Origin of the sequence: Streptomyces sp. NPDC029044 (assembly GCF_040637495.1) — a bacterium.
In the GTDB taxonomy this organism is placed as follows: Bacteria; Actinomycetota; Actinomycetes; order Streptomycetales; family Streptomycetaceae; genus Streptomyces.
In genome coordinates, this window is sequence record NZ_JBEZWN010000064.1 from 1 (window position 1) to 12,204 (window position 12,204).

Consider the following 12,204-nt stretch of genomic DNA (forward strand, 5'->3'; position numbering starts at 1 on the left):
CAGGACCGCCGCTACTACGCCATCACCGTGCGCCCGCAGGTGTTCATCAACCTGGTCCCCGACCACGTGATCTTCCACCGGATGTACCCGGTCGCGGTCGACCGCACGATCGTCGAGTGCGACTGGCTGTACCTGAAGGGCGTGGTGGACAGCGGCCGGGACGTCAGCCGGTCGGTGGAGCTGTTCGACCGGGTCAACCGGCAGGACTTCGACGCCTGCGAGCGCTGCCAGCCGGCCATGAGCTCCCGGCTGTACGCCAAGGGCGGCGTCCTGGTGCCCAGCGAGCACCACATCGGCGAGTTCCACGACTGGGTCCAGGACCGCCTCGGCACCCGCGCGAACCTCGCGGAGCGCTAGCCGATGGTCCGCAAGGCACCCGCCGACGACCCCGGCGACTCCCGTCTGCGGGTGGGCCCGCCCCAGGACCACGCCGCGGGCCTCCCCGCGGTCACGTCCTCCCTGCGTCACGCCCAGGCGCAGATGGGCGCCCGCCGCAGTCTGCTCACCCTGCTGAGCGTCAACCAGAAGTCGGGCTTCGACTGCCCCGGATGCGCCTGGCCCGAGCCCGAACACCGCCACCGTGCCGAGTTCTGTGAGAACGGCGCCAAGGCGGTGGCCGAGGAGGCCACCCTGCGCCGGGTCGGCCCCGGCTTCTTCGCCGAGCACACCCTGGCGGACCTGGCCGCGCGCAGTGACTACTGGCTCGGCCAGCAGGGCCGCCTCACGCACCCCATGTACCGCCCCGCCGGCAGCGACCACTACCGGCCGGTCTCCTGGGACGAGGCGTTCGCCGTCGTCGCCCGGGAGCTGCGCGCGCTCGACTCACCGGACGAGGCGGCCTTCTACACCTCCGGCCGGGCGAGCAACGAAGCAGCCTTCGTCTACCAGCTCTTCGTCCGGCTCCTCGGTACCAACAACCTGCCCGACTGCTCCAACATGTGCCACGAGTCGAGCGGTTCGGCCCTGACCGAGACCATCGGCATCGGCAAGGGCAGCGTCCGGCTGGAGGACCTGTACGAGGCCGACCTGATCCTCGTCGTCGGGCAGAACCCGGGAACCAACCACCCCCGGATGCTCTCGGCACTCGAAACGGCCAAGGACCGGGGAGCCCGGATCATCTCGGTCAATCCCCTCCCCGAAGCCGGCCTGCTGCGCTTCAAGAACCCCCAGCGGCCCTCCGGCGTGCTGGGCGGCGGCACCCAACTCACGGACCTGTTCCTACAAATCAGGCTCGGCGGCGACCAGGCCCTCTTCCAGGCCTTCAACCGCATGCTCCTGGAGGCGGAGGACGACGCCCCCGGCAAGGTCCTCGACCACGACTTCATCACCGCGCACACCCACGGTTTCGGGGACTTCGCCGACCGGGCCCGCAAGACGTCCTGGGACGACGTCCTGGAGGCCACCGGCCTGCCGGCGCAGCAGATCCGGGAGGCGTTCCAGGAGGTCCTGGCCGCCGAGAGGATCGTCGTCTGCTGGGCCATGGGCCTCACCCAGCACCGCCACTCGGTGCCGACCATCCGCGAGGTCGTCAACTTCCTGCTCCTGCGCGGCAACGTCGGGCGCCCCGGCGCCGGACTCTGCCCGGTGCGCGGCCACTCCAACGTCCAGGGCGACCGGACCATGGGCATCCACGAGAAGCCCGACGCCGCCTTCCTGGACGCGCTCGGCGCGGAGTTCGGCTTCGAGCCGCCGCGTTCCCACGGCCACGACGCGGTGGACACCATCCGGGCCATGCGGGACGGGCGGGTACGGGTCTTCGTCGCCCTCGGCGGCAACTTCGTCTCCGCCGCCCCCGACACCGAGCTCACCGAGCGCGCGCTGCGCACCTGCGAGCTCACGGTGCAGATCTCCACCAAGCTCAACCGGTCCCACGCGGTGGCCGGTCGCCAGGCCCTCGTCCTGCCCTGTCTGGGGCGCACCGAAGCCGACCTCCGGCCCGCCGGAGAGCAACAGGTGACGGTGGAGGACTCCATGGGCATGGTGCACCTCTCGCGCGGCCGCCTGGCCCCCGCCTCCGACTCCCTGCTCAGCGAGGTCGCGATCATCTGCCGGATGGCGGACGCCGCACTCGCGGGCGACGGTCCAGCCGTCCCCTGGGCGGACTTCGAGGCGGACTACGACCGGATCCGGGACCGGATCGCGCGAGTGATCCCCGGCTTCGCGGACTTCAATGCCCGGGTACGGGCGCCGGGCGGCTTCGCCCTTCCGCACCCGCCCCGCGACGAGCGGCGCTTCCCCACCAGGACCGGACGGGCCAACTTCACCGTCAACCGGCTGGACGTCCTGCGGGTCCCGCCGGGGAGGCTGCTCCTCCAGACGATCCGCTCGCACGACCAGTACAACACCACCATCTACGGCCTGGACGACCGCTATCGCGGCATCCGCCAGGGCCGCAGAGTCCTCTTCGTCCACCCGGACGACCTCGCCGCCCAAGGCTTGGCCGAAGGCGAACCGGTCGACATCGTCAGCGAGTTCTCCGACGGCGTCGAACGCCGGGCACCGGCCTTCCGCACGGTGGCCTACCCCACCCCGCGCGGCTGCTGCGCCGCGTACTTCCCCGAGACCAACGTCCTGGTCCCCCTGGATTCCACCGCGGACATCAGCAACACCCCGACGTCCAAGTCGATCGTGGTCCGGCTGGAAGCGGCCCACTGACCGGGGAGCCCCGAACTCGTCATGCGGCAGCGTTGCTCATCGGGCCGGCAGCCACGCGTCGACGGCGGTTGCGAGGTCGTCCTGGCCCTCGAAGAGGTGTCCGTTCATGCCGACGGCTTGCGCCGCGCGGACGTTCTCCTCACGGTCGTCGACGAAGAGGAAGTCGGCGGGCGCGGCGTGCAGGGCGACGACGCAGTGCTGGAAGGCGGCCGGGTCGGGCTTGGCCGCGCCGATCCTTCCGGAGAAGGTGAGGTGGTCGAGGTCGTGCAGCCAGGGCTGGGCGGCGAGGAAGGCGTCCGCGTGATCTGCCGGGATGTTGGACAGCAGAGCGACCCGGGCGCGGTCTCGGAGAGTCCGCACGTAGGTGACCATGCGCTCGTCGACGCGCGACCAGCTGTCGATGTCGGTGAGCCGCAGCTCCTCGATCGTGTCGGCGTCGACGGGGCGGGACAGGGCGTGCAGTACGTCGGTCCAGTATGCGGAGGCGGTCCGCAGGCCGGCGTCGTAGGGCGGGCGGTGGGTCCAGTAGGCCGAGGTGAAGTCCTCGGTGGACGTGTGGCAGCGGGCGGCCATCTTCTCCAGGGCGCCCGGGCGCTGGTGGCGGGCTATGACCCCGAAGAGGTCGAAGAGCACGATGGGGCGGCGGTCGGTGGACATGGAAGGTCCCTTGGGGTTCCGGGGGGCGTTCGGGTCAGTGCCGGTGGGGCAGGGCGCGGGCGAGCGAGTCCAGCGCGGCCAGGCGGTCGGGGCCCGCCGGGGCGAGGACGACGCTGGTCGCGCCGGCCGCGTGGCGCGCCTCGATCGCGGCGCGGGCCTGGTCCGGGGTGCCGGCGATGCTCAACGCACGGACCCACGCGGCGGGCATCGTCCGGGCGAAGTGCCGGGCGTCGGGGCTGGCGGCGCGGTGCGCGCGCAGTTCCCCGGCGAAGGGCAGGGGGTCGATGTGCGCGGCCCACTCCGGCTCGCCGACCGACCCCAGGGCTGTGCGGACACGGGCCAGGGCGGCTTCCTCGTCGTCGTCCACGGCGGCGGCGTCGTAGACGACGATCTCCGGAGGGCCCGCGCAGGCCGTGGGGCCCAGGTTGCGCAGGGAGGCGGTGATGTAGCCGGGTGCGGCGGGCTCGGCCAGGAGGAGCCCGTCGGCGACCTCGCCCGCGACGGCCTGCGACTTGGGGCCGCGGACGCCCAGGATCACCGGGGGGACGATGTCCGGGGTCTCGGTGATGACGACGCCTTCGCAGCGCACGTACCGGCCGTTCTCGGGGCCGGGCTCACCGGCGATGAGCAGCCGCAGCGCTCTCGCGTACTCCTTGATCAGCGTCAGGGGGCTGGCGGGCCAGGACCCGGCCTGGCGCATCCAGCCGGGCATGCCGTGACCGATTCCCGCGATGAGCCGGCCGGGGTGGAGCTGGGCGAGAGTGGCCAGTTCCATCGCGGCGAAGGCCACGTTGCGGGCGCCGGCGGGCATGATCCCGATCCCGACGGTGAGGTTCGTGGTGGAGGCCAGGACGGTCGCGGCCTGGGCGACACCTCCGCGCCAGCCGAGGTCCTCCACGACCCAGACCTGGTCGAAGCCCAGCTCCTCGGCGCGCCGGACATAGGGGAGCACTTCGCCGACGGGGAGATCGAGCGGCAGCATGACACCGACACGGCCGGGGGCGGGACGTGAGGGGGACTCGGACATCGGGGCTCCTTCGGTCGGCTGAGGGCGTTTCGCCCCGGCCTCGGTGAGGCGGAGAGCAGAGAGCTTGTGCGGCACGGCTGTCAGGGACCGTGCCGCACAAGCGGTCAGTGGGTGCCGGCCATCTCGTGCCGGCGGGTGCTGTCGTCGGAGCCGGTGCGCAGGACGCGGGCGCCCACGGCGGTGGTCACGCACAGCAGGGTCAACAGGACGAAGGCGTCGTTCAGGGCGACGAGGTGGGTCAGCCAGCCGATGACGGCAGGGCCGGCGAGCATGCCCACGTAGCCCAGTCCGGCCACCCGGGAGACGTTGGCCCCGGCGGCGGAGGGATCGGCGTGCCCGGCCGCACTGAACAGCTGGGGGACGCAGCCGGACAGGCCCAGACCGAACAGCGCCCAGCCGGTGAACGCGGCCCACATCCACGGGCCGAGGGCCACGAGCGTGATCCCGACGGCGGCCATGGTCGCGCCGTGGCGCAGGATCGCGGGGGAGCCGAACCGGGTGACGAAGCGGTCGGCGAGCAGTCGGCCGATGGTCATGGCCGCGGCGAAGGTGCCGTACGCGAGGGCCGCCGTGCCGGCGGGCGCACCCAGGACGTCCTTCATGTGCAGGGCGCTCCAGTCGTTGGCGGCGCCTTCGCACAGCATCACCATCAGCGCCAGGACGGCCAGCATCCAGACCCGGCCCGTGGTGCCGCCGCGCTCGACGGCCGGCGACGCCTCGGCGTCCCGCGCGGAGCCGGGGCTCTCGACGGCGGGAGCGGCAGGCAGCAGGGCACGTGCCGAGGCCAGGGCGACCGCGACGCCCGCGGCCCCGACGGCGGCCATGCCGGTGGCCGGGTTCAGGCCGGCGCTCGCCGCGCCCGCTCCGGCGAGCGCAGCGAGGACACCGCCGACGGAGAAGGTGGCGTGGAAGCCGGACATGACGGGGCGGCCGTACGCCTTCTCCACGTACACGGCATGGGCGTTCATGCTGACGTCCAGGCAGCCGTTGCACAGACCGAAGACCAGCAGCGCCGCGCCCAGCGTCCACGGATCGTGGGCGAGGCCCGGCAGGAACAGGGTCGCGCCGCAGAGGACGCCGCCCGCCGGTACCAGGGTGCGGGTGCCGAGGCGGTCGGTCAGGGGACCCGCCACCTGCATGCCTACGAAGGCCCCGAGCCCGAGCACCACCAGCAGACCGCCGAGCGCGGCGTGGCTGATGCCCACGCGCTCCTCGATCGCGGGGATCTGCACCACCCAGGTACCCAGCAAGGTGCCGTACAGGACGAAGTAGACATAGGTCGCCACACGGGCGGCTCGCAGGGAACGTTCCATGCCGCCCACCGTAACGAACATATGTAGTGTTTGAAAAGCCGGATAATGAACAAGTTGAGTGTTCATTTCTCGGTGGTGTTCAATCGCGCTATGAGCAATGCAGACCGGCACGGGCTGATCGCGAAGGCCGTCAGGGACTCCGGGGAAGCCACGATCCAGGAACTGGCGGAGCTGACCGGCGCCTCGGAGATGACCATCCGGCGCGACCTCGACACCCTCGCCGCCCAGGGCGTCCTCGAACGCGTCCGCGGAGGGGCACGCACCCTGCTGCTCCGGGGCGAGGAGCCCCCCTTCGCGCTGCGCGCCCACGAGGCGGTCGACGCCAAACGCCGGATCGCCGCCGGGATCTCCGCACTCATCGCGGACGGCGAGAGCGTCCTGCTGGACAGCGGTACCACGTGTCTGGAGGTCGGCCGCCTCCTGCGCGAGCGGCCCGTCACCGTGATGCCCCTGTCCCTCCAGGCCATCCACCTGTTCGCCGAGACACCCGGCCCGGCCACACTGGTCGTGCCCGGCGGGCAGCCCCGGTCCGCCGAAGGAGCCCTCACCGGCCCCCTCACCCTCGCCTCCCTGGCCGCCCTGCGCTTCGACACCGCCGTCATCGGCTGCTGCGGGCTGACCGCGGCCGACGGCCTGACCGCCTACGACCTCGACGACGCCGCGGTGAAGAAGGCGGGCATCGCCTCCGCCCGCCGCGTCATCGGCGCCGCCGACGCGAGCAAGCTCGGCCACACCGCCTACGCCTATGTCGGCCCCGCCGCCCTCCTGCACACCCTCGTCACCGACACCACAGCGGCCGCCGGTGAAATCACCGCACTCGAAGACGCCGGCACCGTGGTGCAGACCGTCTGACAGCCCCTCTCGCACCCGCCGACGCCGGCCGCACGAGAGCGGCCGGCGTCGGCGGGTGCGGGCCGTCTCAGAGGTGCTGCTCGGTGGCCCGGGTGCGGTGGTACTCGTCCTGCCGCTCGTCGGTGATGTACGCCGGAACCGGGAAGTCCCACCAGCCGGGCACCCAGGGGCCGGCGGCGTCGCGGTCCGTGGGGACCTCGACCAGGGCGGGAGCCCCGGACTGGACGGCCTTGCGCAGGGTCGGCTCCAGGGACGCGGGGTCGTTGACCTTCCACGACTCGATCCCGAAGGCCCGGCCCATGGCCGCGAAGTCGGGGCTGTACGGCGAGCCGTCGGGGTGCGAGAACTCGGTGCCGATGTGCCGCGAGGTCTGCTTGCGCTGGCCGCCGCGGATCGACATGTACCCCGCGTTGTTCTGGACCACGAAGATCACCGGTGCGTCGGCGGTGACGCTCAGGGCGATCTCCTGGGCGGTCATCAGGAAGTCGCCGTCGCCGAGGACGCACACCACCGGGCTGTCGGGGCGGGCGAGCTTGGCGCCGACGGCGGCCGGGACGGCCCAGCCCATGGACGAGAAGCCGCCGGAGGTGAGGTGGGTGCGCGGTGAGTAGACGGGGAAGGTCTGCTTGACCGCGCCCTGCGTGTTGCCCGACCCGGCGACGATGATGGCGTCGCGCGGGAGGACGGAACGCAGGGCCCCGAGCGGGCGCTGGGAGGTGAACGGGAAGCGGTCGCTGTCGCGGCGGCCGGCTAGCTTCTCCTCCCAGTCCTGCTTGAGGCGGGCGAGCTCGGCCAGGTACTCCGACCGGTCGACGCCCTGGGAGGGAAGAGAGTCGACGATCGCGGCCACGGCGCGCTGCGCGTCGGCCACGATGCCCACTTCGGCGGGGTAGTTCTTGCCGATCTCGTGCGGGTCGATGTCGATGTGGATGAGCTTCGCGGGCGGGATCGAGAAGGTGACGCCCTTGGCGTAGCTGGAGGCCGACCAGTCGGTGAAGCGGCAGCCGACGGAGACGACGACGTCGGCGGAGCTCGCGATCGCGTTGCCGGTCATCGTGCCGGTCTGGCCGACGCTGCCGGCGAACAGCTCGTGGTCCTCGGGGAAGGCGCTCTTGCCGTTCCACGTGGTGACGACCGGGATCTGCCACCGCTCGGCGAGCGCGAGGACCTGGTCGGACGCCTCGGAGGTGATCGCCCCGCCGCCGACCACGATGACCGGCCGGGTGGCCGCGCGCAGCACGTCCACCGCCCGGTCCACGGCTTCCGGGTCGGGGTGCTGGCGGCCGACCGGGATGCGCCGCTCCAGGTCGTGGAGGTCCACGTTCGCGGCCTCGGCCTGTACGTCCATGGGGACTTCGAGGTGCACCGGGCCCGGGCGGCCGGTCAGCATGGAGTTGAAGCAGCGGTGCAGGACGAAGGGGAGTTCCTCGACCCGGGTGACGACCCAGTGCCGTTTGCTGACGGCCTCGGCCACCTTGGGGAAGTCGTTCGCCGTGTAGCGGTCGAGTTCCTGGAGCAGTCCGTGGCCGCGCATGTGGGTCGGCGGGCCGCCCGTGACGACGAGAACACTGGTGGAGTCCGTGAACGCGGTGCCCATGCCGATGACGGTGTTGCTGGCGCCGGCGCCGATGGAGGTCACCGCGGCCTGCGGACGCCCGGTGACGCGGTAGTAGCCGTCGGCGAGGTGGACGGCGCTCTGCTCGTGGAAGGTCTGGATGAAGGGGATCCTGGACTCGTCGTCGAGGAAGGCGTCGGTCAGTGACCAGATGCCGTGGCCGGGGATGCCGGCGACGACGTCGACCCCGTAGTTGCGCAGGGTCCGCGCGACGATCTGGCCTCCGGTGAGGACGGGCATGGTGTGTTCCCAATCAGCTCGGGTCGGATGGTGGGGTCAGGCGTTGTGCCGGGCGGCCCAGGCGAAGCCCTGGGTGCACAGGCGGGTGACGTCCGGGTTCTGAAGGTCGTCGAGGTCGTGTCCGACCGCGCTGTAGAAGACACGGCCGTGTCCCCATGTGCGGGTCCATGCCTGGGGGATCGTCTTTCCCTCCAGCCAGGGCAGGTGTTCACCGGTGAAGGCGGACTCGGCCAGGACGTGGTTGTTGGGGTCGACGGACATGTAGTACTGCTCCGAGGCGACCCGGAAGTCCTTCACCCCGGCGGTGATCGGGTGGCCGGTGTCCGTGACGGTGACCTCGTAGGGGTACTTCACGCCTTCGCCGGCGGGGTGTTCGAGGAAGCTTCCGCCGATCAGCCAGTGGTACTTGAGGCTGGTGCGGAACGCGGCGGCCGCGCCGTGCCAGGCGGCGATCCCGGTGCCGTTCTCCACCGCCCCCAGCAGGTTCGACTCCTGGGCGGCGGTCAGCCCCTCGGACAGCAGGGCGTTGTTCCAGTTGAGCGCGATGAGGTCGTAGCCGGTGAGGTCGGCGTCGAGGGAGAAGATGTCGTTGGTCTCGTCGACGTCGAACCCGAGGTTCTTGAAGATCGGGAGGGCCCATTCCTCGGCCACCTGGTAGGGCTTGTGCCCCGGCCAGCCTCCGTACAGATACAGAACGCGGGTCATGCGTTGGTCCCTCCGGTCGTACGGGTCAGGGCCGCGGCGCGGCTGCGCAGACGTTCGGCCACCTCGATGGCATCGCCTTCCGGCGCGGTGGACTTGCGCTCCGGCTTCGCGGTCAACAGGTACACGAGCCCCACGGCCGAGACGACGAGGAACCCGATGAGTGCGATCCACCGGTCCACGAACGGGGTTCCGGAGTCGCCGGCGGGCCAGGCGAGAAGAACCATGCCGAGCACGCCATAGACCAGGGCCGCCGCGTTGACCGCGAAGCCCCAGCGGCCGAGGGTCCAGGCTCCGGCCGGGCGCCAGCCCTTCACGCGCATCCGCAGCGCGGCCAGTACGACCATCATGAACGCCGCGTATCCGGCCAGCATCTGGAACGCCGCGATCTTGGTGAGGGAGTCGGGCGAGTAGTAGACGAACACGAAGAGCAGCAGCGGGAGGACGTTCACGGCCAGCAGCGCGTTCAGGGGGACACGGTGCGTGCGGGAGATCTTCGAGAAGACGCGGGATCCCGGGAACATGTCGTCACGGGCGAACGAGAAGACGATCCGGCTCGCGGCGGCCTGCTGGCTCATCACCCCCGCGATGAAGGACGTGATGATCACCGCGAGCACCACCTTCGTCCCTATGGTGCCGAGCGAGCTCTGAAGGATCGAGGGGATCGGGTTCGTGTCCTTGCCCGAGAGGATCGAGGCGAGGTCCGGGGCCGCGAGTGCGTAGCCGACGAACGCGAGCAGCGCGGCCACTCCACCGACGGCCACGGTCAGCTGCATGGCCCGCGGGATGCTGCGGGAGGGGTTGGGAACTTCCTCCGCGATCTCGCCGCACGCCTCGAAGCCGTAGAAGAGGAAGAGGCCGACGAGGGAAGCGGCGATGAAGGCCATGATGTAGCTGTCGTGGCTGGAGCTGCTGGCCTCGAAGAAGATCGAGACGGAGTTGTGCCGTTCGAAGATCAGCAGGTAGAGACCCACGAGAACGATGCCGATCAGTTCCGCGGCGAGTCCGATCTTCGAGATCAGAGCCAGTGTCCTGGTGCCGAAACAGTTGCAGATCATGCAGAGGACGGCCATGCCGATCGCGATCCACAGACGCTGGGCGGGGGTGGAGCTGATGGCGGGCTCGTCGGCGGTGCCGGCGAAGAGGCTGGCCGCGAAGTCCGAGCTGAACAGTGCGGTGCTGGTGATGCCGATGGTGATGCAGCAGATGTACGTCCACGCGTTGAACCAGGCATAGCGCCCGTTCCACAGTCGTCTGACCCATTGGTAGAGGCCGCCCGCGAGCGGGAACTGCGAGACGACCTCTCCGAAGACCAGCGCGACCAGGAACTGCCCGGCCCCGACGATGCCGATCCAGAAGATGGACGGTCCGCCGGCGGTCGCCAGACCGACGGCGAAGAGGGCCACCACGCCCACGAGGGGCGAGAGGTACACGAAGCCCAGGGCGAAGTTCCCCCACAGGCTGACCTTGCGGTCGAACTTCTGCTCATAGCCCAGTACGGCGAGCATTTCCGCGTCCTCGGCCGACGAGACGGGACTCGCGGCCCCGCCCGAGCGGCCGAGGGGGGTGGATGTGGGCGCTGTGTGCGCCTCGTTGTCCGTTGCTGACATGACGATCTCCGTGGGTCGAGGGGGAACTGCTCCTTGTCGAACGGTTGCCGTGCTGCGCCTGCGGTCCGGCATAAGTCGCGATCCGTCATCGCGGTTCAGCTCTGGCCGAAGGTGTGGTCGGTCCAGTCCAGCCGGGCCGATCCGTGGCGCGCGGCGCGGACGTCTCCGGAGCGCGCGTGTCCCTCGAAGTTCTCGATGCGCGATGCCCTGCCGCAGATCTCACCGAGCCGGGCGCTGGAGGCGGAGTCCCTGATCTCCTGATAGGTCATGGTCTTGAGGTACTTGCCGACCCAGAGACCGCCGGTGTAGCGGGCCGCCCCCAGGGTGGGCAGCACGTGGTTGGTGCCGATGACCTTGTCGCCGTACGCCACGCACGTCTTGTCGCCGAGGAACAGGGCGCCGTAGTTGCGCATCCGGTGCAGGGCCTCGCGGGGCTCGGCCGTGAGGATCTGGACGTGCTCGCTGGCGTACTCGTCGGCGAGTTCGTAGGCGGCGTCCAGGGTGGGGACGACGATCACCTCGCCGTGGTCGCGCCAGGCACGACCGGCGACATCTCCGGTCGGCAGGTCCGGCAGCAGCTCCTCCACCCAGCCGATGGTCCGCGTGGCCACCTCCTCCGACGTCGTGATGAGGACCGTCGGGGAGTCGGGGCCGTGCTCGGCCTGGGACAGCAGGTCCGTCGCCACCACGAACGGGTCCGCGGTGTCGTCCGCGACGATCAGCACTTCCGTCGGTCCGGCGAAGAGGTCGATCCCGACCTCGCCGAAGAGCTGGCGCTTGGCCTCGGCCACGTAGGCGTTGCCGGGGCCGGCGAGCATGTCGACCGCCTCGATCGTCTCGGTGCCCAGCGCCAGCGCGGCCACGGCCTGGACACCGCCCATGACGTAGATCTCGTCGGCGCCGGCCAGGTGCATCGCGGCGATGCTGACGGGCGGCGGCGCGCCCCGGTCCGGCGGAGTCGTCGCGGCGACCCGTTCGACCCCCGCGACCTTGGCTGTCAGGACGGTCATGTGGGCCGACGCGGTGAGGGGATAGCGGCCGCCGGGCACATAGGCGCCGGCCGCGCCGATGGGGATGTTGCGCTGCCCCAGGAACACGCCGGGCAGTGTCTCCACCTCGAAGTCGGTGAGGGAGTCCCGCTGCGCCTGGGCGAAGCCGCGGACCTGCTTCTGGACGAACCGCAGGTCGTCCAGGACGGTTTCGGGGACGGAGGAGACGACGGAAGCGATCCGGTCGGGACCGAGCCGGTAGGACTCGGGGCTCCAGTCGTCGAACTTCTGCGACCAGCGGCGCACGGCCGCGTCGCCGTTGGCCCGTACGTCGGCGATCACGTCGGCGACGGTCTCGACGATGTCCGGACGGCTGGTCCGTGCCGTCTGCACGGCGACCGGAGCCTTGATGGTCTTGTGTTGAGCTGACACTCTGCACTCCTTGCAGGGGTCGTGCCTGCGGGCTTGACCTGAAAGTCTGGGGAAACGAGGGGTGGGGCGACAGGCACAGGGTGTGCAATATTGGCCGCGGATCCTGCACACA

Annotated in this window: 10 protein-coding genes; 3 read left to right on the top strand and 7 right to left on the bottom strand. The window is 70.9% G+C overall.

The genetic code is table 11. The features are described from left to right. Both AB0E85_RS32885 and AB0E85_RS32890 read left to right on the top strand, forming a co-directional pair. A partial coding sequence (locus AB0E85_RS32885) for an SRPBCC family protein (RefSeq protein ID WP_361935029.1) occupies positions 1 to 357 on the top strand: 357 nt, incomplete at its 5' end. 3 nt (positions 358 to 360) lie between these two features. After that, the gene (locus AB0E85_RS32890; RefSeq protein ID WP_361935032.1) at positions 361 to 2,655 is read left to right on the top strand and encodes an FdhF/YdeP family oxidoreductase; all 2,295 of its coding nucleotides are present in this window, start codon (positions 361 to 363) and stop codon (positions 2,653 to 2,655) included. A gap of 36 nt (positions 2,656 to 2,691) precedes the next feature. On the opposite strand, the gene AB0E85_RS32895 is transcribed toward AB0E85_RS32890, so the two are convergent. The 3 genes from AB0E85_RS32895 to AB0E85_RS32905 form a co-directional block, all read right to left on the bottom strand. Then, the gene (locus AB0E85_RS32895) at positions 2,692 to 3,312 is read right to left on the bottom strand and encodes an HAD family phosphatase (RefSeq protein WP_361935035.1); all 621 of its coding nucleotides are present in this window, start codon (positions 3,310 to 3,312) and stop codon (positions 2,692 to 2,694) included. A gap of 34 nt (positions 3,313 to 3,346) precedes the next feature. Further along, positions 3,347 to 4,339 carry an LLM class flavin-dependent oxidoreductase gene (locus AB0E85_RS32900; RefSeq protein ID WP_361935037.1) on the bottom strand — a complete coding sequence of 331 codons (993 nt, stop codon included), beginning with the start codon at positions 4,337 to 4,339 and terminating at the stop codon, positions 3,347 to 3,349. Between the two features lie 104 nt (positions 4,340 to 4,443). After that, complete coding sequence (locus AB0E85_RS32905) at positions 4,444 to 5,652, bottom strand: MFS transporter (RefSeq protein WP_361935040.1); 1,209 nt, start codon at positions 5,650 to 5,652, stop codon at positions 4,444 to 4,446. A 90-nt stretch (positions 5,653 to 5,742) separates the two neighbouring features. On the opposite strand from AB0E85_RS32905, the gene AB0E85_RS32910 reads away from it, so the two are divergent. After that, the gene (locus tag AB0E85_RS32910; RefSeq protein WP_361935042.1) at positions 5,743 to 6,504 is read left to right on the top strand and encodes a DeoR/GlpR family DNA-binding transcription regulator; all 762 of its coding nucleotides are present in this window, start codon (positions 5,743 to 5,745) and stop codon (positions 6,502 to 6,504) included. Between the two features lie 67 nt (positions 6,505 to 6,571). Here the strand turns inward: AB0E85_RS32910 and AB0E85_RS32915 are convergent, their stop codons facing one another. The 4 genes from AB0E85_RS32915 to hisD form a co-directional block, all read right to left on the bottom strand. Then, entirely contained in the window at positions 6,572 to 8,359 is a 1,788-nt protein-coding gene (locus AB0E85_RS32915; protein ID WP_361935045.1) for a thiamine pyrophosphate-binding protein, read from the bottom strand. A gap of 36 nt (positions 8,360 to 8,395) precedes the next feature. Beyond that, positions 8,396 to 9,064: a ThuA domain-containing protein gene (locus tag AB0E85_RS32920; RefSeq protein ID WP_361935048.1), complete on the bottom strand. Its 669-nt coding sequence runs from the start codon at positions 9,062 to 9,064 to the stop codon at positions 8,396 to 8,398. After that, positions 9,061 to 10,671, bottom strand: coding sequence for an amino acid permease (locus AB0E85_RS32925; RefSeq protein ID WP_361935051.1), 1,611 nt, complete (start codon positions 10,669 to 10,671; stop codon positions 9,061 to 9,063). Before AB0E85_RS32925 ends, AB0E85_RS32920 begins: the two co-directional genes overlap by 4 nt. Before the next feature lie 95 nt (positions 10,672 to 10,766). Then, positions 10,767 to 12,092, bottom strand: coding sequence for a histidinol dehydrogenase (gene hisD, locus AB0E85_RS32930; protein WP_361935053.1), 1,326 nt, complete (start codon positions 12,090 to 12,092; stop codon positions 10,767 to 10,769). Between the last annotated feature and the right edge of the window lie 112 nt (positions 12,093 to 12,204).

What these genes read in the sequence shown, in the direction of transcription:
- AB0E85_RS32905 (WP_361935040.1), bottom strand. Translation starts at nt 5,652, where the DNA reads ATGGAACGTTCCCTGCGAGCCGCCCGTGTGGCGACCTATGTCTACTTC.
- AB0E85_RS32900 (WP_361935037.1), bottom strand. Translation starts at nt 4,339, where the DNA reads ATGTCCGAGTCCCCCTCACGTCCCGCCCCCGGCCGTGTCGGTGTCATG.
- AB0E85_RS32915 (WP_361935045.1), bottom strand. Translation starts at nt 8,359, where the DNA reads ATGCCCGTCCTCACCGGAGGCCAGATCGTCGCGCGGACCCTGCGCAAC.
- AB0E85_RS32920 (WP_361935048.1), bottom strand. Translation starts at nt 9,064, where the DNA reads ATGACCCGCGTTCTGTATCTGTACGGAGGCTGGCCGGGGCACAAGCCC.
- AB0E85_RS32895 (WP_361935035.1), bottom strand. Translation starts at nt 3,312, where the DNA reads ATGTCCACCGACCGCCGCCCCATCGTGCTCTTCGACCTCTTCGGGGTC.
- AB0E85_RS32910 (WP_361935042.1), top strand. Translation starts at nt 5,743, where the DNA reads ATGAGCAATGCAGACCGGCACGGGCTGATCGCGAAGGCCGTCAGGGAC.
- AB0E85_RS32890 (WP_361935032.1), top strand. Translation starts at nt 361, where the DNA reads ATGGTCCGCAAGGCACCCGCCGACGACCCCGGCGACTCCCGTCTGCGG.
- AB0E85_RS32925 (WP_361935051.1), bottom strand. Translation starts at nt 10,671, where the DNA reads ATGTCAGCAACGGACAACGAGGCGCACACAGCGCCCACATCCACCCCC.